At 59.8% G+C, this 20,338-nt stretch carries 14 protein-coding genes; 8 read left to right on the top strand and 6 right to left on the bottom strand.

All coding sequences use genetic code 11. The annotated features are described in order from the left end of the window. Positions 1 to 10: 10 nt before the first annotated feature. Positions 11 to 826, bottom strand: a complete 816-nt coding sequence (locus AACY02_RS15195) for a UDP-2,3-diacylglucosamine diphosphatase (RefSeq protein WP_339432657.1) — start codon at positions 824 to 826, stop codon at positions 11 to 13. Positions 827 to 958: 132 nt separating this feature from the next. Here AACY02_RS15195 and AACY02_RS15200 point away from each other — a divergent pair, with 132 nt between their 5' ends. Together AACY02_RS15200 and AACY02_RS15205 are read left to right on the top strand one after the other, a co-directional pair. After that, positions 959 to 1,723, top strand: coding sequence for an AraC family transcriptional regulator (locus AACY02_RS15200; RefSeq protein WP_339432658.1), 765 nt, complete (start codon positions 959 to 961; stop codon positions 1,721 to 1,723). Positions 1,724 to 1,795: 72 nt separating this feature from the next. Continuing rightward, entirely contained in the window at positions 1,796 to 2,689 is an 894-nt protein-coding gene (locus tag AACY02_RS15205) for a DMT family transporter (RefSeq protein ID WP_339432659.1), read from the top strand. Here the strand turns inward: AACY02_RS15205 and AACY02_RS15210 are convergent. Further along, a complete protein-coding gene (locus tag AACY02_RS15210; protein ID WP_339432660.1) occupies positions 2,683 to 2,970 on the bottom strand; it encodes a SelT/SelW/SelH family protein in 288 nt (95 codons plus the stop codon). The two genes, AACY02_RS15205 and AACY02_RS15210, sit on opposite strands and share 7 nt — an antisense overlap. 70 nt (positions 2,971 to 3,040) lie before the next feature. Here AACY02_RS15210 and AACY02_RS15215 point away from each other — a divergent pair, with 70 nt between their 5' ends. Continuing rightward, positions 3,041 to 5,242, top strand: a complete 2,202-nt coding sequence (locus tag AACY02_RS15215) for a patatin-like phospholipase family protein (RefSeq protein WP_339432661.1) — start codon at positions 3,041 to 3,043, stop codon at positions 5,240 to 5,242. Between the two features lie 147 nt (positions 5,243 to 5,389). On the opposite strand, the gene AACY02_RS15220 is transcribed toward AACY02_RS15215, so the two are convergent. From AACY02_RS15220 to recQ, 3 genes are all read right to left on the bottom strand, one after another. Further along, positions 5,390 to 7,162 (bottom strand): FimV/HubP family polar landmark protein, encoded by a 1,773-nt coding sequence (locus AACY02_RS15220; RefSeq protein ID WP_339432662.1) that lies wholly within the window; start codon positions 7,160 to 7,162, stop codon positions 5,390 to 5,392. Between the two features lie 127 nt (positions 7,163 to 7,289). Next, complete coding sequence (locus AACY02_RS15225) at positions 7,290 to 7,724, bottom strand: MarR family transcriptional regulator (protein ID WP_007962151.1); 435 nt, start codon at positions 7,722 to 7,724, stop codon at positions 7,290 to 7,292. 134 nt (positions 7,725 to 7,858) lie between these two features. Continuing rightward, positions 7,859 to 9,988: a DNA helicase RecQ gene (gene recQ / locus AACY02_RS15230; RefSeq protein ID WP_339432663.1), complete on the bottom strand. Its 2,130-nt coding sequence runs from the start codon at positions 9,986 to 9,988 to the stop codon at positions 7,859 to 7,861. Positions 9,989 to 10,254: 266 nt separating this feature from the next. Here recQ and AACY02_RS15235 point away from each other — a divergent pair, with 266 nt between their 5' ends. From AACY02_RS15235 to AACY02_RS15255, 5 genes are all read left to right on the top strand, one after another. After that, entirely contained in the window at positions 10,255 to 10,842 is a 588-nt protein-coding gene (locus AACY02_RS15235; RefSeq protein ID WP_339432664.1) for a YecA family protein, read from the top strand. A gap of 10 nt (positions 10,843 to 10,852) precedes the next feature. Next, positions 10,853 to 11,248 carry a YbaN family protein gene (locus AACY02_RS15240; RefSeq protein WP_339432665.1) on the top strand — a complete coding sequence of 132 codons (396 nt, stop codon included), beginning with the start codon at positions 10,853 to 10,855 and terminating at the stop codon, positions 11,246 to 11,248. Positions 11,249 to 11,372: 124 nt separating this feature from the next. Beyond that, a complete protein-coding gene (locus AACY02_RS15245; RefSeq protein WP_339432666.1) occupies positions 11,373 to 12,776 on the top strand; it encodes an AAA family ATPase in 1,404 nt (467 codons plus the stop codon). 13 nt (positions 12,777 to 12,789) lie between these two features. Next, a complete protein-coding gene (ptuB, locus tag AACY02_RS15250; RefSeq protein WP_339432667.1) occupies positions 12,790 to 13,437 on the top strand; it encodes a retron Ec78 anti-phage system effector HNH endonuclease PtuB in 648 nt (215 codons plus the stop codon). Positions 13,438 to 13,774: 337 nt separating this feature from the next. Further along, entirely contained in the window at positions 13,775 to 14,134 is a 360-nt protein-coding gene (locus tag AACY02_RS15255) for a DUF6124 family protein (protein WP_339432668.1), read from the top strand. 241 nt (positions 14,135 to 14,375) lie between these two features. Here the strand turns inward: AACY02_RS15255 and AACY02_RS15260 are convergent. Continuing rightward, positions 14,376 to 20,338, bottom strand: a 5,963-nt coding sequence (locus AACY02_RS15260) for an Ig-like domain-containing protein (RefSeq protein WP_339432669.1), incomplete at its 5' end; no start/stop codon positions are given.

The following is a 20,338-nucleotide window of genomic DNA, read 5'->3' on the forward strand; positions in this document are numbered from 1 at the left end:
TCTCTGTCGTTCAGGCGACCTCAGCGACGTTGGCAGCCTTGAGCTGCGCCTCTCGCGCCTGCGCATCCGCCAAACGATACAACTCGATCGTGCCATCCCAGTGCTCGATCAGCGCCGTGCATGACTCCACCCAATCGCCGCAATTGAGGTAATCCACGTCCCCCACCTTGCGGATCTCGGCATGGTGAATGTGCCCACAGACCACACCATGCAACTCGCGCTTCACACATTCATGGGCGATTGCTTCTTCAAAGTCACTGATGAAACTCACCGCCGTCTTCACCTTGTGCTTCAGATACGCCGACAACGACCAGTAACCATAGCCATACCGGGCGCGCCAGTGATTGAGCCAGCGATTGAGCGTGAGGGTGAATTCGTAGGCAGAGTCGCCAAGAAAGGCCAGCCAGCGGTGGTAACGGGTAATCACATCGAACTGGTCGCCGTGAATCACCAGCAAATGCCGACCATCGGCCGTGACATGCACCGCCTCATCGACCAACTGGATGTTGCCCAGAATCAGCTTGGAATAGCGGCGCAAGAACTCATCGTGGTTACCGGTGACGTAGATCACTTCCGTGCCGCGTTTGCTCATGGTCAGCAAGCGGCGAATCACGTTGGTGTGCGCCTGTGGCCAGTACATGCCGCCGCGCAGTTTCCAGCCATCGATGATGTCGCCGACCAGATAGATCTTGTCAGCATGGTAGCCCTTGAGAAATTGCGACAGGTGTTCGGCCTGGCAATCGCGCGTGCCTAGATGCACGTCGGAAATCCACAGGGTTCGTACCCGTTGTTTACGGCTGGGTTTGGCGAGCTCGGCGCTGGTCATGGGCAACCCTCTGGGATGTTTTGGCCAGAGTGCGCTCGCCCGGTTAATCGACCATGACAGGTGTGAGTCAGTCCTGTGACAGCGCACCCTGAGTGCGACGGTGTAGACTGACGCCCTGCCCGGAGACCTGCCATGCGTCCGATCCTCACCCTGCGTCAGTACACCCGCGACCTGATCGTCCACAGCCACGACCACGCTCAATTGGTCTTCGGGTTGTCCGGCGCGCTGGATTTCGAGGTCGAGGGCTGCGGAAGCCAAGTGCGTCAGCAAAGTTTTGTGGTGGTCCCCTCTGGGGCCCATCACGCCTGCGACAGTCCGGGCGGCAGTCGTTGTCTGGTGATGGACATTCCTGACGGGCAATGGCTGACCGATTCGCTGGGCGAACATGCCGAAGCCAGTCGCCGTTTGCTCGACCAGACTGCGCGGTTATCGCTCAACTCGGGGCAAAGCCAACTGGTCAGTTGGCTGGCCAACAGTCCGGTCAGCGATCCACTGATCGCTCAGCAAGGCGCGGTGTTGCTGCTGGCCAGCCTGAATCACGCGCAACCCGCCGAACTCACAGCCCGCCGCCTGCCTTATGCAGCCCTGGACAGGCACATCGAGCAATACGCCGCCTACCCACTTCAAGTCGCCGATCTGGCGCGAGTCGCCGGGTTGTCCAGCGCACGTCTGCATGCACGCTTCATGGCCGAATGCGGGCAGACACCGATGGATTACATCCGCAGTCGTCGACTGCACCTGGCAGTGCAGATGCTGCGTGACACGGGACTGCCCATCGGCGAAATCGCCAGTCGCGTCGGCTACAGCTCGCAGAGTGCTTTCTCGGCCGTCGTCCTGCGAGAGTTCGGCTCATCTCCCGGCCAACTGCGGCGCGACTCCTACAACAAAAGACGCTAGTTTGCCGACAGACTTGTTGGCCGAGACACGGTTCAATAGGTCAATGAATTTGTGTTTGGATCAAGGATTGCAATGACTCCGCGTACCGCCCTCGGCGCTCTGCATGTTGGTGCTTTGATGTTCGGCCTGACCGGCGTGTTCGGCAAGCTCGCCGCCGCATCGCCCGCCGTTATCGTCTTCGGACGTGCTGCATTCGCCGTGCTCGCGCTGGCGTTTTTCGCCCGCTTCGCCAGCCAGAGCGGCTGGCAGAAACTTCAAGCCGTCGACTGGCGCCGTCTCGCGCTTGGCGGCGTGTTGCTGGCCGGGCACTGGGTGAGTTTTTTCATCGCGGTAAAAGTCGCCGGCGTTGCGATCGCCACGTTGGGCTTCGCGAGTTTTCCGGCATTCACGGTGATTCTTGAGGGACTGATCTTCCGCGAACGCATCCGCGCCAACGAAATAGTGTTGGTGGTGCTGGTCAGCATTGGTTTGGTGCTCGTGACCCCAGCGTTCGATCTGGCGAGCGGCGCGACCACCGGTTTGCTTTGGGCGGTGCTATCGGGGCTGTTGTTTTCCCTGCTGTCGCTGACCAACCGGGCCAGCTCCGGGCGTATCCCGGCGGTGCAAGCGGCGCTGTGTCAGAACGTGGTGGTGGCACTGTGTTTGCTGCCGGTCGCGGCACCGCAACTGAGCGAAGTCAGCGCGCTGGACTGGCTATGGATCGCACTGCTTGGGGTGTTCTGCACCGGTGTCGCCCACAGCCTGTTCGTCGCCAGTCTGGCCGTGATCAAGGCGCGCACGGCGGCTGTGGTCTTTGCGATGGAACCGGTTTACGGCATCACCATGGCCTGGCTGCTGTTCAATGAAACCCCGACGCTACGCATGCTCATCGGCGGCGCGCTGATCATCGTGGCTATCGTGGTGTCTGCTCGCATGTCCGGCCATGCCGACAAAAAAACCGTGGCTGCCGAAGCGGCCTCTCACTGAGTACGGTCGTTGTGGCCGAGGTCGCGGTCAGGATCAATCTGATCGCGAACGCGTTGCTTGAGCACCTTGGCTTCGGGGAAACCGCCGTCCGCCTTGCGCTCCCAGATCTGAACGCCGTCGCAAGTGATGTGAAACACCCCGCCGGTGCCCGGCACCAGTGACACTTTGCCCAGATCATCACCGAAGGTGCTGAGCAGCTCTTGCGCCAGCCACGCGGCGCGCAGAAGCCACTGGCATTGGGTGCAATAGGTGATGACAACTTCTGCTTTTACGACAGTCATGTTCGTTGAAACTCCTGAAACGAGGGCGCCGCTATAATAGCCGGCTTTATTGCTTGCCCAGAGACTCACAATGCGCCGTCTGCTGTTCTGCCTGCTGCTTGGTTTCCTGCCCCTGTTCGTCCTCGCCAGCGTCCATGCCAGTGAGTCACCACGACCAAAAGTCGGCCTGGTGCTGTCTGGCGGCGCCGCTCGCGGTCTCGCGCACATCGGCGTGCTCAAGGCACTTGAAGAGCAAGGCATCAAGATCGATGCGATTGCCGGCACCAGCATGGGCGCAGTGGTCGGCGGGCTGTACGCCTCTGGCTACAAGATCGACGAGTTGGAAAAACTCGCGCTGCAGATCGACTGGCAGCAGGCACTCTCCGATGCGCCCCCCCGGGAAGATGTACCGTTTCGGCGAAAACAGGATGACCGCGATTTTCTGGTGAAACAGAAACTCAGCTTCCGCGACGACGGCAGCCTCGGTCTGCCCCTGGGCGTGATTCAGGGCCAGAATCTGTCGCTGCTGCTGGAAAGCCTGTTGGCCCACACCAGCGATACCCGCGACTTCGACAAACTGCCGATCCCGTTCCGCGCCGTGGCCACCGACATCGCCAATGGCGAAAAAGTAGTGTTCCGCAAAGGCCACCTGCCTCAGGTGATCCGCGCCAGCATGTCGATCCCGGCCGTGTTCGCACCGGTCGAACTGGATGGTCGTCTGTTGGTGGACGGCGGCATGACTGACAATATCCCGCTCGATGTGGCACGGGAAATGGGGGTCGACGTGGCCATCGTGGTCGACATCGGTACGCCGCTGCGCAGCCGCAAGCAACTGAACACCGTGGTCGACGTACTCAACCAGTCGATCACCCTGATGACCCGACGCAACTCGGAAGAGCAACTGGCAGTGCTTAAACCTTCAGATGTGCTGATTCAGCCTTCGCTGGCTGCGTTTGGCGTCACTGATTTCGGCAAAGCCCAAGAGATGATCGACGCAGGCTACCGCGCGACCAGAATTCTCGACGCGCGCCTTGCCGTGCTCAAACCCGACGAACCGCAGGACGCCGAACTCAACGCCGCACGCTCGCCGGGTCAACGCACGCCGATCATCACCGCGATCAAAGTCGAGAACAACTCGAAAGTCGACGACGATGTGATCCGCTACTACATCCGCCAACATATCGGCGAGCCTCTGGATCTGGGGCGATTGCATTCGGACATGGGCACCCTGTACGGCCTCGACTACTTCGAGCAAGTGCAATACCGCGTGGTACACAAGGGCCAGGATCACACCTTGGTGATCAGCGCCCGTGGCAAACGCAGCGGCACCGATTACCTCAGGGTCGGCCTGAACCTGTCGGACGACATGCGCGGCGACAGCGCCTTCAACCTCGGTGCCAGTTATCGCATCAACGGTATCAACCGCCTCGGCGCCGAATGGCTGACCCGCGCGCAGTTCGGCGATAAACAGGAACTGTACAGCGAGTTCTATCAGCCACTGGACGTCGGCTCGCGCTACTTCATCGCCCCCTCGGTGGTGTTCGAAGCACAGAACGTCGATGCGGTGCTCGACAATGATCCGATCGCCCAGTACCGCGTCGAGCGCTACGGCATGGCCTTGAACGTCGGTCGACAGATCGGTAACAACGGTGAAGTGCGTTTCGGCGTCGGCGAGGCCTGGGGCAAGGCCGACGTGCGCATTGGCGATCAGGACCTGCCGAGTGAAAGTTTCAATGAGGGCTTTTATTCGCTCAAGTATTCCTATGATTCGCTGGACAACGTTTACTACCCCCATGAGGGCAAGGACGTCAGCCTGACGCTGCTGCAATTCGAACCAAGCCTGGGCTCGGATACACGTTACCGGCAGTGGGAATTCAAACTCGACAAAGCCATGAGTCGTGGGCCCGATACGCTGATTCTCGGAGGTCGCTACGGCCGCACCCTCGACGACACCAGCGTCGTGACGTCGAGCTTCCTGCTCGGCGGGGCGCGGCAACTGTCGGGGTTCCGCGAAGACTCGATTTCCGGGCAAAACGTCAGTCTGATGCGCGCGGTGTACTACCGCCGGTTGACACCGCGCTCGTATCTGCCGCTGGACTTCCCGCTGTATGCCGGGGCTTCGCTGGAACGCGGACGGGCATGGAACAACGACAACGAATTCGACAGCGGCTACATCAATGCGGCAAGTGTGTTCATCGGTTTCGATACGCCGCTGGGACCGTTGAATTTCAGCTATGGATTGAATGATGCGAATGAGCAGGCGGTGTATTTGAATCTGGGGCAGACGTTCTGATTCTCAACGATTGATGGCGCCTGAAGGACCGAATTGGCGAACAAGCCGCTCCCACACAGGTTTTGTGAACACGAGCCCAATGTGGGAAGCGGGCTTGCTCGCGAAGGCGTCAAAACAATTACCCCCGTCAACACACTTGGCCTCAGATCAACGAATCCCCGCCAACAACGTCCGGGCCGTTTGTTTCAACGGTTCATCCCCGTCCTTGAGCAAATCGCTGAGCAACGCGATCGCACTGTCAATGTCACCGTCATCGATGCAGGTCTGCGCCTGTTCGAGTTTCCCGGCACTGGCGGCCTCGACGGGCTGCGACATGTGCAAATCCAACGGCTCCAGTGACGGTTCCAGATCGCCAAACTCATCGAGAAAGTCATCGTCCAGCGGCTGCGCATCCGGCTCGGGGATCCACTCAAGCTCCGCTTCCTCGGCGGTTTCAGTCTCTGGCAACTCGAAATCCTGCGGCAACACTTGCAGGCTGGAGCCCAAAGCCGATTCATTAACTGATGGCTGCGGTGGCACCGAACGGGTGTCCTCAAGATCCCAACTGGAATCCATCGACAACTGATCCAGATTCAACTGGAAATCATCCTCCAGCACCGCAGATTCGGGCGCGGCGCTGGCAACCAACGGATCGGCTGCCGAGGCCGGCGCAGGGCTCTCCAGCGCCGGGTAGCGGGCACGGACATCCTGCAACTGTCGAGTATCCACGCCTAGCTCGCGCAAATTGCTTTCGTGCTGCCCGTACGCGGTACTGTCGCCCTGCTGCCCCAGCACTTCCAGCAACTGCAAACCGAGATCGATGCGATCCGGCTCCTTGTTCAAAGCGTCGCGCAGCAGTCCAACGGCTTCGCCGAGTCGGCCATAGGCCAGGTAAATGCCCACCGCCTCCAGCACATTATCCGCAGCTGGCTCATTACGATGCTCGGCACCGACATGAGCCCTGAAAGGTTCGGTGTTTGCGGGTGCGTCCTGAACAGGCTCATGGCTCAAAGGCGCCAGAGGCACCAGAGGCACCAGCGGCAGCGCAACATCGCCCTGTTGCTGTTGCTGTCTTCGACGCAGGATGAACAACACAGCCAACGCACCCAGCAATAGCAGCAGCCCACCCAGCAATGGCCAGTTCAAACCGTCATCTGTGGATTCGACCGGTGCTGCAACCAGAGCCGGGGACACGACAGGTGCAGGCGCAGCCTTTTGCAACTCGGCCATGCGGGTTTGCAGATCACTGATCTGCTTCTTGCCTTCGGCAATTTGCACATCTTGTGTTTGCAGTCTGGCGTTCAATTCGTCGAGGGTCTTTTGCGACTGCTGGTTCTGCAGCACGCTCGCCGCCAGTTGCTCGGCCAGTGCATCGTTGACCGGCGCCGATGCCGTTGCTGGCACAGGCGCACTTTCGCGCTTGCCCTGGGCTGCCTGCGTCGGTGCGGTGACCGGTTCGACAGTGGGAAATGCAGAGGATTGCGCGCGCGGATCCGGCTCATCAGTGGCCGGGACAATACCGGGCGAGCCCGGCGGATCGATCAGCACCGTGTACTCGCGCAGCAAGCGGCCATTGGGCTGATTGAGCTGTACCAGAAAATCCAGAAACGGCTCATTGACCGGTTTGCTGGAGGTCACACGGATCATCTGGCGGTTGCCATGCAGGATCGGCGTGAACTTGAGGTTGTTGAGAAAGAACACCCGCTCAACCCCGGCACGACCGAATTCGTCTGCCGAGGCCAGACTCACTGAAAGATCGCTCTGGGTCAGACCGCCGACATCAACCAAGGCGATATCCGCCTTGAGCGGCTGATTGAGGGCTGAATGAACGGTGATATCACCCAGCCCCAAGGCCTGCGACCAGGTCGAATAGCCGAACACGCCTGCGACCAAAAGCCCTTTGGCGCAAACGCGCAGTACCATGTGCCAACTTGCGAGCATGAGCATCCCTTAAATAAGCAAAACCGACTTCTATGCGTTCGCACATCCGGTACGAACACGATATTGCCCAGTAGTTCTTATAGTCTGCTCAGCGCGTTCTCTCAAAAAAACGGCACAAGGTTATGCCTCAAGATTTTTCCAGGTTGGCCAGAATGTGCCCGTGCACGCGCATGCACACCTTCAAATCCGCCTCGTCGACGCCTTCGAACAATTCGTGACGCAGTTGGGTGGCAATGGTTTCGATTTGTTCGATCAACGGCAGGGCTGGTGCGCAGAGGACAATTTTTTTCGCTCGGCGGTCTTCCATCACGGACTGGCGTTGCACCAGCCCCTGGCTTTCCAGACTATCGAGCAAGCGTGCGAGGGTCGGCCCTTCGACGCCCACGCTTTGCGCCAGCTCACGTTGGGTCGGGGCATCTTCGAAGCGCGCCAGATGCAGCAGCACCAGCCAGCGCGCCTGAGACAGACCGAGGCCCGCCAGCCGGCGGTCCAGTTCGGCACGCCAGCCACGAGACATCTGGGCCAGTTGCATGCCAAAGCGGTGTTGATCGGTTAACGGCATAAAACACTCATGATTAGACTGAAGTAATAGAGAAAAACTAATTATTAGTCAGCTAAGCATGAGCTGCAGCTATAGGCAAGTGGCGCTCTGAACTGAATCGTTACAACTGTATGGCGCTTGGCGTAATCGCCGTCTTACATTTCAAACTCAGATTGCAGCGCAGCCCGCACGCAGTAAAGGACGCCTTCCGGTACGCGACCGGCAAACAACTCGGCGATCTCGGCGACCGACGGCAACTCGCCCTCGCCGTCAAGGAACGCATCCTGCACTTCGCCCATCAGATCTTCGGGCAAGTCCAGCGCCTGCTCCAGCGACAACTGTTGCTTGCCAATGGCCTCGGCCAGCATGGCGTACACGTTCTTTTCCGAGCACTGCAACTGACCGGCAATCTGCATCGGCGTCATGCCGGCGCGGGCCAGAGTGATCAGTTCGTGGCGCACGTCGGCCACCGCTTTCGGCGCCTCGACCTCGCCGCCGAGCACCTCGAGGAAGGCCTCGCCATAACGTTCCAGCTTGCGTGCACCGACGCCACTGACCCGGGCCATTTCCGCCAGCGAAGTGGGTTGGCTGCGCAGCATTTCCAACAGTGTCGAGTCGGGGAAAATGACGTAAGGCGGCACACCATGCTCTTCGGCCAGTTTGCGCCGCAGGGCGCGCAGGGCTTCCCACTGTTCGCGCTCTTCGCCGCGCACCAGTTGGCTGGCAGGGCTCTTGCTGACGGTTTTGGCGGTGACTTGCGGTTTCAGGTCGCGGCGCAGCTCCAGGGTGACTTCGCCCTTGAGCAGCGGTCGGCAACTGTCGTTCAGACGCAGACCGCCATAGCCTTCGTGGTCGACATCGGCCAGACCACGCGCCACCAATTGCCGGAACAACGAGCGCCACTCACTTTCGCTCAGCGCCTTGCCGACGCCGTACACCGACAGATGCTGATGGCCGAAGCTACGGATTTTTTCGTTGTCCTTGCCCAGCAACACATCGACCAGATGCCCCACGCCATAACGCTGACCTGTGCGAAAAATTGCCGACAACGCCTGACGTGCAGGTTCAGTGGCATCCCAGGTCTGCACACCGTCGACACAGTTGTCGCAGTGACCGCAAGGCTGCGGCATGTCTTCATCGAAATACGCCAGCAGTGTCTGACGCCGGCAGCGGGTTTCTTCGCAAAGCGAGAGCATTGCGTCGAGTTTGTGCTGCTCAAGACGCTTGTGGCGCTCATCGCCTTCGGAGTTCTGCAGCATCTGCTTGAGCATCACCACGTCTTGCAGACCGTAGGCCATCCACGCATCCGCCGGCAGACCATCACGGCCGCCGCGACCGGTTTCCTGGTAGTACGCCTCAAGGGACTTCGGTAGATCGAGGTGGGCGACGAAGCGCACGTTGGGCTTGTCGATACCCATGCCGAACGCCACCGTGGCGACCATGATCAACCCCTCCTCATTGAGGAAGCGCTTCTGGTTGAAGGCACGCAGATCATTGGGTAGACCGGCGTGATACGGCAGCGCCGGGAAGCCCTGCTCGCTCAAAAACGCCGCGACCTCCTCGACCTTCTTGCGCGACAGGCAATAGACGATGCCGGCATCGCTGCGCCGTTCGGCCAGGAACGCCAGCAACTGCTTGCGCGGCTGCTCTTTGGGCACAATGCGGTAAAAGATGTTCGGGCGGTCGAAGCTCGACAGGAAGCGCTCGGCGTTCTGCAGATGCAGACGCGTGACGATCTCTTCGCGGGTACGCTTGTCGGCAGTGGCCGTCAGGGCGATGCGCGGTACGTCGGGGAACATCTCGGCCAATTGACCCAGCTGCAGGTATTCCGGGCGGAAGTCGTGGCCCCATTGCGATACGCAGTGCGCTTCGTCGATGGCGAACAGGGCAATATTCAAGCCTTGCAAGAACGACAACATGCGCGGCTGCACCAGACGCTCGGGCGCCAGGTACAACATCTTCACTTCGCCGCGCTTGATCCGCGCCGCCAGATCGCGCTGTTGCTCGGCGCTCAAGGTGGAGTTCAACGCAGCGGCGGCCACACCCAGTTCGTCAAGGGTGGCGACCTGATCGTCCATCAAGGCGATCAGCGGCGAGACCACCACCGCCAGGCCATCGCGCAACAGCGCGGGCACCTGGAAGCACAAGGACTTGCCGCCACCGGTAGGCATCAGCACCAGCGCATCACCGCCGCTGGCCACGCGCTCAATGATTGCACCCTGACGGCCACGGAAACTGTCGTAGCCGAAGATGTCCTTGAGGACGCGTTGAGCCTGTTCGAGCATAAAAACTCCAAAAATCTACCGAAACATCCCTGCGCAGGCTGGTTCAAGACAGCCAGGGCTGCTTAAACAAAACGTAAGGGCTCGTTGCATGACGGCCGCAATACGGACAGGGATCGCAAAACGCGGCAGTATACCCGAGCACTCCCTCGCACAGGGCGCCGCTGATAAGACTCCACCAATTAGGGCAAATCTGCCTTGTGGCTGGCTTGAGCGCGCAAGAAGGCCTAGAATTCCCGCATTGTTTATTCCCCCAAGGTAGCCCCGTAATGTCCTTCGCTGAGCAACTGACCCGCCTGCAAGTATTCCTCGACGCCGACGAACTGCATGACGAGGCGCTGGATTACGTGGCCGCCCACGGTTACCTGACCGCCCTGTCGATTTGTTCGGAAGAAGTGCCGGAGCGTGAATGGATCGACGCCCTGTTCGCCGAAGAGCCGCATTACAGCAGCGAAGCTCAGCGCGAAGAGATCGAAGCCACGCTGATCGGCCTCAAGGCCCACATCGCCCGTCAACTGGCGTCCGACGAAGAGTTCGAGCTGCCATGTGAACTGGATCTGGGCGAAGAGCCGGACGACTCCGAACTGCGCGGCTGGTGCATTGGCTTCATGGAAGGCGTGTTCCTGCGTGAAGCGGCCTGGTTCGAAACCGCCGAAGAAGAAGTCAGCGAAATGCTCCTGCCGATCATGGTCGGTTCGGGCCTGTTCGACGAACAGCCAGAGTTCGAAGACATCGCCAAGGACGCCAACCTGATGGACGACATGATCGTGCAGATCCCGGAAGCCCTGACCGCGCTGTACCTGCTGTGCCAGGCGCCCGACGAAAAACCGGCGATCCTCAAGCCACGTCACCACTAAGATCCGGCCTATGGACAACCCCATAGGCAACCGCCCCCTGATGTTGCGCTACTTCCTGCTGGCCATCGGCTGGCTCAGCGTGGCATTGGGGGTGATCGGGATTTTCCTGCCCGTCCTGCCCACCACCCCTTTCCTTCTGCTCGCCGCGGCCTGCTTCGCGCGCAGCTCTCCGCGTTTTTATCGCTGGCTGGTCGAGCATCCGCGGCTCGGGCCGTGGATCCGCGATTACCTCGATGGCAACGGCATTCCGCTCAAAGGCAAGGTCTACGCGATCGGGCTGATGTGGGCGAGCATTCTGTTTTCCTGCTACCTGGTGCCGTTGCCGTGGGCGCGTGGGTTCATGTTGACGAGCGCGGTGTTGGTGACGGTTTATATTTTGCGGCAGAAAACACTGCGCAAACCTTGATGCACTACTGGATAGAGGACAGGTATGCACCTGTTTCCAATCACAGTAGAATTTGCGCCAAATCTGATCCTTGGACACACCACCACTGCCGCAGCCTGGCATCGGTCTACATGGAGGAAAGTCTGTGAAACTGATCAGGCTGGAGCTGGAAAACTACCGTTGTTTCCCATTGCTGACACTTGAACTCGATACTCAGCTGACTTTGTTGGTCGCGCGCAACGGTCAAGGCAAGACAAGTCTGTTGGATGCTATCAAGGTGGCGTTGTGGCCTTACGTTCGCGGGTTTGACCTCGGCAGCACTACCAATGACATCACCGGAATTCATCCGGAAGACGTTTTTTTGCGCCCCCTAAAAGCGCATCAAATGGAACCATCTCTTCCTGCTCGACTGTCTGCTCAAGCAACTCTGCATGGACAAAACTGGGAGTGGACTCGGCGCCGTGAAAGCATTCGTAAAGGCACACAGACCCGCGGTGATGACGCTGCCAACAAGCTTGAGGCAGCAGCCGAAGCCCTAGAGGTACAGATTTTCAACCGCGCAGTTTCGGACCAGCCTCCATTCGATTTACCCGTTCTGGCCTACTACGGCACCGGTCGGCTCTGGAGTCAGAAAAAGCTGACCGCTGCATTCGAGAAGGCGGAAAACGCCGAATTTTCCAGGACGTACGCCTACCGCGATTGTCTGGATCCGGCATCCAGTTATAAGCACTTCGCTAAGTGGTACACGCGAATTTTCCGCAGTTACCGCGATGAGCAAATTCGCAACATTGAACGCGGACATCTGAGTATTGATGTCAAGGATGAGTTCGCGCATCCGATACTGGCTGTCCAGAATGCAGTAAATGCTGTCCTCGCGACTCAAACTGGCTGGAGAAATCTGGCTTACAGTAGTGAGTTTTCCGATCTCGTACTTGAACATCCAATTCATGGGACGCTGAAAGTCAGCCAACTCAGCGATGGTATCCGCAACATCGTTGCCTTGGCGGCAGATATCGCCTATCGCTGTATAAAGCTAAATCCTCACTTGGGTATTACCGCGCCTCGCCAATGCACGGGTGTGATATTGATCGATGAGGTCGACATGCACCTTCATCCTGCGTGGCAACAAACGGTCATACCTGATCTGCTCGGTGCCTTTCCAAATATTCAGTTCATCGTCACGACACATAGCCCGCAAGTAATCACCTCGGTGAGGGCAAAGTGTATCCGTGTCCTGCACACCGTAACTGAAGACAAATTGCTGCAAGTAAAAATCAGCAATGTCGATCAACAGACTCAAGGGGTCGCCAGTTCACAAGTCTTGGCATACGTGATGGGCATTGACCCCACACCTGACAATGAGCCTTCTCGCAAATTAAGCGAGTACATGGCGCTGATTCAGCAAGATCTGCATAAATCACAACAAGGTTTGGTGCTACGCGAATACCTGAACTTGCATTTTGGTACCCAGCATCCGGACATGCTTGATTGTGATCGGTTGATTCGCCTCGAAACATTCAAACGCAAACAACTGACACAAAAAAAATAAGGAAGTCGGGCGGATGCGAAAACTGATTCGAGGTACGGTTCCAAACTGTCTTGCTCGTTATAGGCATGGAATAAATAAATGGGCTGATGTGACACATGCAGACAAAGAGCAGATCCGCCAGTGTCTTCAAGCTATGCAAGATACTCGTTGCGCCTACTGTGAAGCGGATATCAGCACGATAGGACATTCGCATATCGAGCACTTTCGACAAAGGCACGGATATGCCCAAGGTACATTCGAATGGACCAATCTCTTCAATTCATGTTGTCGGGAAGAGGCCTGCGGAAAATTCAAAGACAATTGCCCACCCTACGATCACAAAAACTTGCTTAAACCTGACGAGGATGATCCGGACGGTTTTTTGCTTTTTATCAGTGACGGCACAATCAGCCCACTCGTTAATCTGGATGACCGGGCACTGACGCGCGCCGTCGAGACGCTGCGCATATTCAATCTGGACGCGCAAAACGGGGCCTTGCGCGCCATGAGACGAGAGGCAATTCGCCCTCACCAGAAAACGGTTGAGGATCTGATGGCGATAGCCGAAGAACTGTCGCCAAACGATCTTCAGGAGTTTCTGCAAGACGAGATTCAGAGCATCGCCCATTTGCCATTCTCTACAGCCATACGACACACCCTGTCGAAATCTCGGACTGTTTGAGAGACACCTCCAGACACGCCTTCCAGGCTACGAATCCTTGCGCCTTTGCCTACAGCTACGCCAGAATCCGCCGGCTTGTGCGCCTTGGGGGCGGGTTCTATTGTGGCGCGGTCGCTGACGAATCGGTGATCGGATTTGACCGTCCGCCCAACATCAAGGCGCAGCAGCGTCCTGCACGTGTTCAGGCATTGCCTGAAATCATGTCGCGGTGGCTGTGCGTGGGACACCTTCGGGTGTGCCGGAATCCTTGATGTCCGGTCGGTCAACCCGCGTACAGCTGCCACCCTGTTTGTTTGACCGCGAACGTTGGCAGCTCCATTCATCAAGGAGCTTGACCATGATCAAACCCACACCCAACCCACCCGAAACCGACGCCACCTCTCCCTACGAATCCCTCGACTCGAAAAAGCTCAACAAAGCCGCCGACCGCGCCCTCGATCATTACCTCTGCCCGCCTGGATCCACGCCGCCGCCCCGTAAAAACCGCGGGATGTATGCCGCGACTGCCGACACCAAAAACGAGGAATTGCTGCTCGATGCCTGCGAAACACTCGCTTCGGCCAAGACCATCGCACATGACTTCGCCCGCCTGTTGCCCGCGCCGCAACGCAGAACAGTGCTGGGCATTGCGCAATTGATCATGCTCGGGGAGCTGGCGGTGAATCGGGTGCTGGATAATCTGGAGCTGCCGCAGTAGCAGGCATCAGTGACAAGCCTTTATTGATGTGTTGTGGTGGCTGACGCCTTCGGGAGCAAGCCCCCTCCTACAGGTTTCGAGTCGTTCGCAAAACTGGTGCACCACACAAATCACTGTGCGAGCGGGCTTGCCCGCGAAGGCCGACTCACAGGCGATACATCGCTGCTGCCAGAAAAAACCCGCCGCCCCGTTCAACCGGGGCGGCGGGTTTTGTCGTTTCAGGGCTTTTATCAAATGCCGATCACACCGTATCCACCTTCAACGAATGATCATTCAGCATCCCGCTGATGATCGTCGCGGTGTCGTGCCCGCTGGCAATCATCCCACCCGCGCCCGGTGTCACGCCGTAGTGGCTGGCGAGGTTGACGCCGGCCAGATCAATCGTCTGGTTCGGCGTGGCGCCGGCCAGGGCGCTGACGTCGATGGTGGTGAGTACCGAGGCGCCGCTGCCGGTGACGGTGAAGTGCAGGTAATCGTCCAGCGACGCGGTGGTGCCGTTTTCGCCTTGCAGCAGTTGCGACAGGTCGAGCTTGTCGGTGCCGGGGGTGAAGTCGGTGATCAGGTCGTGGCCGCTGTTGCCCTTGAGCCACTGGAAGGTGTCGGCCCCTGCGCCACCGGTCATGGTGTTGTTGCCCATGCCGCCGATCAGCAGGTCATCGCCGCCACCACCGTTGAGGATGTCGTTACCCAGGCCGCCGTTGATCACGTTGTTATTGTTGTCGCCGGTCAGGGTGTCGTTGAAGTTCGAACCGACGAGGTTTTCGATGCCGGTCAGCGTGTCCGTGCCGGCACCGAGGGTGTTTTGCGCACCGAGCAGTCCGAGGTTGACCGTGACCCCGGCGGTGGCATGGGCGTAGCTGGCGGTGTCGATGCCAGTTCCGCCGTCGAGCAGGTCGTTGCCCGGGCCGCTGTAGAGCAAGTCATTGCCCGCGCCGCCATGCAGTTCGTTGTTGCCGGAACCGGCGGTGAGCACGTCGTTGCCGTCGCCCGCGTTGAGGATGTTGTTGCCGGTGCCGGCCACCAGAATGTCATCGCCCGATGTACCGGTGAGGGTGTGGCCATCCTGATAGCTGATGGTCACGGCGGCGGTGTCGCTGCCGCCGTGGTTGTCGTTGGCGGTGTAGGTGCCGTGGTAGTCCGGGGTGAGGTCGTGGGCCCCGGCGTAGTTGACCGTCATGGTCAGTTGGTAGTTTTCCGCGGCGTTGGTGTTGCCACCGCTGGTGTTGGTGATGTTGGTGATGTGGATCTGGTAGGTGCCATCGGCGCTGGCGGTGATGGTGCCGCCGTCGGCGATGGTCACGAACGCGCCGCCATTGAGCGAGTACTCCATGGTGATGTGCCCGGCCGCCAGGTTGTGATCCAGATTAAGGGTCTCGCCCTGTTTCAGTTTGACGGTGATCAGGTCTTCATCGTTGGCATTGGCGTTGGTCACCGCGCCGAGGTAGCCGCTGACCACCAGTACAGCGGTCATCGCGGCGGTGTTGGCCGCGAACGAGTTGCGCACGTCGGCCAGGTTCTGGTTGGCGGCGCTGTTGCTGGTGCCATTGAAGGTGATCGCCCCCGTGCCGGTGAAGTCCGCGCCCTTGGCGACCCAACCGGTGTTGAAGGTGGTCGGTGTGGCATTGAGGGTGTCGCCGTTCGGATCGGTGTCGTTGGCCAGTAGCAGTTCGCCCGGCACCACGATGTTGCTCGACAGCACGTTGGTGATGACGTGATCGTCCGCCGCCACCGGAGGCGCGTTGGGGATCACTTTCACGGTCAACGTTGAGCTGGCGAGGTCGCCGTCGTTATCGCTGAGGGTGAAGCCGATGTTCTCGGTGATCACAGTGGTGGTGGTTTTCTGCGAGGTGTAGGTGTAGTCGCCGGTGTCGAGGTTGATCACCAGCGTGCCGCTGTTGTTGGTGGCGATGCTCAGCGTGTTGTTCACGGTGTTGAAGGTGCCGTGGTTGACGCCACCGGTGGCAGTCAGTGACCCCTGGCCGCTGAGGGCTTTGGGATCGTAGGTGTACGTGGTGCCGTCGACCACGATGGATTTGATGAAACCGCCATCGGCGCCGAAGCTGCCGCCCTCACCCAGTAACGAACCGGTAACCGGCGCGCCTTCGACGGTGCCGGACAGCACCGAGTTGAGTTGATTGAGATCAGTGACCACTACCGCATTGGTGTTGGTGTGGCTGATGCCGTCATAGGCCAGCGGATCGAGGTTGGCGTTGCTCACGCCACTGCCCAGGCCGATCGCGTAGTTCTTGATGTTGTTGGCATCAAGGAAAGCCTTGAGTGCGGTCTCGTCAGCCGTGCCGATGTCCTGACCGTTGGTGGGTTTGCCGTCGGAGAAGAAGTAGCCGACGTTCTGCGCCCCGGTGAGTTTGCCTGCGGTGTTGAACGCCGTTTGCATGGTCGCCACGGCGGCGTCGTAGTTGGTGCCGCCACCGGCGCTGAGGCCCGCCAGGAGCGTCTTGGCCGTCGCCACATCAACCCACACCGTGGTGCGGTCAGTGGCGCTGCTGCTGAAGGTCACGAGTTGGACTTTCACATCACCGAGGTCATCGTATTTGTCGAGCAAGGCGCTGATCGCTTGCTTGGCCAGGTCCAGCCGCGACAGGCCCGGCACACCGGAGGCGTCGGCCATGCTGCCGGAGATGTCGAGCACGATGAGGATGTTGGAATCGATCTCCACCGCCGCCACCGAGCGATCCGACGCCACCGCTTTGGGCACGTCATCGACGATGTTGACCACGATGGTGCTGGTGGTGCTGTTGCCCAGCGCGTCAGTGGCTTTGTAGGTGAAACTTTCGCTCAGGGTGTTGGCCCCGTCGTTGGCGTTCGGCGAGGTTTTCGGTGCCGACGTCAGCGTGTAGGTGTAGGTGCCGTTGGCATTGAGCTGGATCTGCCCGTAGGTGCCGGTGGCGCTGCCAACCAAGGTGTAAGTGAGCGCGCCGCTGCCGCCAGTCACCGCGCCGACCAGCGTGCCAGTTGCGGTTTCGCCGGTGTTGGTCGGATCGCTGCCGGTGACCGTACCCGGGGCCAGGTCCTGGCCGTCCTGGGTCAGGTCGAGGGCTTTCTCAAAGACCGTCACGTCCTGATCGACCGAGGCCACGAGTTTGCTGTCGGCAACGTTGATGGTGAGGGTTGTGGTGCTTTCGTCGCCGTCGGTGTCGCGGATGGTGTAGGTAAAGGTGTCGGTGGCGCCGGGTGGGCTGACCGAGTTCGGATTGCTGTGGTAAACGGCGTTGCCCGCCGCATCCAGGGTCAGGTAACCGTAGGCGCCGTTGATGTTGCTGTTGAGCCCGCCAACGGCCGAAGTGCCGGTGTTGCTGCCGGCGCGCACGCCAACCACGGTGGCCGCACCATCGGCCCCGCTGATGTCATTGCCCAGCACGCTGACGTTGACCGTGCCGCCCTCCGCCACCGACCCCGTGTCGGGTGTGGCAGTTGGCAGGTCATCGATGATGTTGACGTTGATCTGGCCCGTGGCGGTGCTGCCATCGGTGTCGGTGGCCACCACGTTGAAGTTTTCGGTGAGGCTGTTGGCACCGTTGCCGCTCGGATGGGTTTCGTTATCCACCAAGGTGTAGCTGTAGCTGACCACACCGGTCGCCGGGTTGTAACCGGTGATGGTGAACGTGCTGCCCAGGGGCGAGACGGCCGATTGCGGGAAGCCTGCAGCCACACCGTTGGTGACCACGGCGATGCCGCCGACCGTGAGGGTTTGCAGACCATCAAGCGCGGTGACGATGAAGGTGCCGCTTTGGGTCAGCGCCGCAGTGTTGGGGTTGGTGCCGTCGCTGAGGTTTTTCTCGTAGACGGTGAGTTCGCCGCCATAGACATCGAGCCCGTTGAGCACCACCGGATCATCATTGTTGTGGATGTTCAGCATCAGGTTGGCGGTGCTGGTGTCGCCGTCGGCATCGGTCAGCGTGTAGGTGAACGTTTCGGTGCCGTTGCCTCCGCCGTGCAGGTTTTTGAAATCGGCATCATTGGTGTCCAGGGTATAGGTGTAAGTGCCGTTGGCGTTGAGCACCAAGGTGCCGTAAGTGCCGACGATGGTGGCGGGCGTGATCGGCCCGGCATTCGGCCCGGTCGCCACCACGTCCGCCCCTTGCACATCGTTGGTCAATACGTTGCCGGTCAGCGTCAATTGGGTTTCCGATGCGGTGTTCGCGTTGCTGTCGTTCATCGCTTTGGGCACGTCATCGACGATGCTGACGACGATGGTGCTGGTGACGATGTTGCCCAGCGAATCGGTGGCCTGATAGGTAAAGCTTTCGGTCAGGGTGTTGGCACCGTCGTCGGCATGCGGCGTGGTGGTTGCCGGCGATGTCAGGGTGTAGGTGTAGGTGCCGTTGGGGTTGAGCACGATCTGTCCGTAGCTGCCGATGGCGCTGCCAACCAGCGCATAGCTGATCGCACCGACGGCGCCCGTGACCGAGCCGACCAACGTGCCAGACGCGGTTTCACCGGTGCTGGTCGGATCGCTGCCAGTCACCGTACCGGCGGCCAGGTCGGCGCCATCCTTGGTCAGGTCCAGGGCTTTCTCGTACACGGTGACGTCGGTATCGCTGGCCGCACACAGTTTGCTGTTGGAGACATCGATGGTGATGGTCGTGGTGCTTTCATCACCGTCGGAATCACGCACGGTGTAGGTGAACACATCGAACGCGCCAGGCCCATTCACCGCATTGGGCGCGCTGTGGTAAACCGCGTTGCCGTTGGCATCCAGCGTCAGGTAACCGTAAGTGCCGTTGATCTGGGTGTTCAAACCACCGAGGGCCGAGGTCGAGGTATCTGAACCGGCGCGCACGCCAACCACGGCGCCCGTAACGGCCGGGCCATCGGCGCCACCAATGTCGTTGTCCAGCACATTGCCGCTGACGGTGCCGCCCTCCGCCACCGACGCCGAATCGGGGTGAGCGCTGGGCAAGTCATCGATGATGTTGACGTTGATCTGGCCGCTGGCAGTGCTGCCGTCGGTGTCGGTCGCCACCACATTGAAGTTCTCGGTGATGCTGTTGGCGCCGTTGCCATTGGGATGGGTTTCGTTATCCACCAAGGTGTAGCTGTAGCTGACCACGCCGGTCGTCGCGTTGTAGCCGGTGATGGTCAGCGTGCTGCCGAGCGGCGTGACCACCGATTGCGGGAAACCTGCGGCGACGCCACCAGTCACCACGGCGATGCCACCGACGGTGAGGGTTTGCAAACCGTCGAGTGCGGTGACGGTGAAGGTGCCGCTCTGGGTCAGCGCTGGCGCGTCAGGGCTGGTGCCGTCGCTGAGGTTTTTCTCGTAAACGGTGAGTTCACCGCCATAGACGTCGAGGCCGTTGATGATCACCGGGTCGTCATTGTTGTGGATCTGCAAAACCAGATTCGCGGTGCTGGTGTCACCGTCCGAATCGGTGATGGTGTAGGCGAAGGTTTCGGTGCCGTTGCCGCCGCCGTGCAGCGCTTTGAAATCCGCATCGCTGGTGTTCAGCGTGTAGGTGTAAGTGCCGTTGGCGTTCAATACCAACGTGCCGTAGGTGCCGGTGAATGTACCGGCCGTCACGGGCCCGGTGGGTACACGGTCGGCGCCTTGCACGTCGTTGGTCAGGACGTTGCCGGTCAGGGTCAGTTGGGTTTCCGAAGCCGTGGTTGCGTTGCTGTCATCGAACGCTTTTGGCAGGTCGTCGATGATGTTGATGTCGAGGGTCGCGTTGGCGGTGGTGCCGTTGTCATCGACCACGGTCACGGCGAACTGCTCAGGCAGGTTGTTCGCGCCATTGGCGGTGGGATGCGCTTCGTTATCGACCAGGGTGTAGCTGTAACTGACCACGCCGGTTGCCGCATTGAAACCGGTAATCGTCAGCGTGCTGCCCAAAGGCGTAGTGACCGATTGCGGGAAACCGGCGGCCACGCCATTGGTGACCACGGCGATGCCGCCGACGGTCAGCGTGGTGACGCCGTCCAAAGCCGTGATGCTGAAGGTGCCGCTTTGGGTCAGTGCCGTGGAATCCGGTGCACTGCCGTCGCCGAGGTTTTTCTCGTAAACCGTCAACTCCCCGCCCTCAACGTTCAAGCCGTTGATGATCACCGGGTCGTCGTTGTTGTGGATCTGCAAAACCAGATTCGCGGTGCTGGTGTCACCGTCCGAATCGGTGATGGTGTAGGCGAAGGTTTCGGTGCCGTTGCCGCCGCCGTGCAGCGCTTTGAAATCCGCATCGCTGGTGT

Origin of the sequence: Pseudomonas sp. EA_65y_Pfl2_P78 (assembly GCF_963970495.1) — a bacterium.
Taxonomy (GTDB): domain Bacteria; phylum Pseudomonadota; class Gammaproteobacteria; order Pseudomonadales; family Pseudomonadaceae; genus Aquipseudomonas; species Aquipseudomonas baetica_A.

What these genes read in the sequence shown, in the direction of transcription:
- recQ (WP_339432663.1), bottom strand. Translation starts at nt 9,988, where the DNA reads ATGCTCGAACAGGCTCAACGCGTCCTCAAGGACATCTTCGGCTACGAC.
- AACY02_RS15205 (WP_339432659.1), top strand. Translation starts at nt 1,796, where the DNA reads ATGACTCCGCGTACCGCCCTCGGCGCTCTGCATGTTGGTGCTTTGATG.
- AACY02_RS15200 (WP_339432658.1), top strand. Translation starts at nt 959, where the DNA reads ATGCGTCCGATCCTCACCCTGCGTCAGTACACCCGCGACCTGATCGTC.
- AACY02_RS15225 (WP_007962151.1), bottom strand. Translation starts at nt 7,724, where the DNA reads ATGCCGTTAACCGATCAACACCGCTTTGGCATGCAACTGGCCCAGATG.
- ptuB (WP_339432667.1), top strand. Translation starts at nt 12,790, where the DNA reads ATGCGAAAACTGATTCGAGGTACGGTTCCAAACTGTCTTGCTCGTTAT.
- AACY02_RS15255 (WP_339432668.1), top strand. Translation starts at nt 13,775, where the DNA reads ATGATCAAACCCACACCCAACCCACCCGAAACCGACGCCACCTCTCCC.
- AACY02_RS15240 (WP_339432665.1), top strand. Translation starts at nt 10,853, where the DNA reads ATGGACAACCCCATAGGCAACCGCCCCCTGATGTTGCGCTACTTCCTG.
- AACY02_RS15215 (WP_339432661.1), top strand. Translation starts at nt 3,041, where the DNA reads ATGCGCCGTCTGCTGTTCTGCCTGCTGCTTGGTTTCCTGCCCCTGTTC.
- AACY02_RS15210 (WP_339432660.1), bottom strand. Translation starts at nt 2,970, where the DNA reads ATGACTGTCGTAAAAGCAGAAGTTGTCATCACCTATTGCACCCAATGC.
- AACY02_RS15235 (WP_339432664.1), top strand. Translation starts at nt 10,255, where the DNA reads ATGTCCTTCGCTGAGCAACTGACCCGCCTGCAAGTATTCCTCGACGCC.
- AACY02_RS15195 (WP_339432657.1), bottom strand. Translation starts at nt 826, where the DNA reads ATGACCAGCGCCGAGCTCGCCAAACCCAGCCGTAAACAACGGGTACGA.
- AACY02_RS15220 (WP_339432662.1), bottom strand. Translation starts at nt 7,162, where the DNA reads ATGCTCGCAAGTTGGCACATGGTACTGCGCGTTTGCGCCAAAGGGCTT.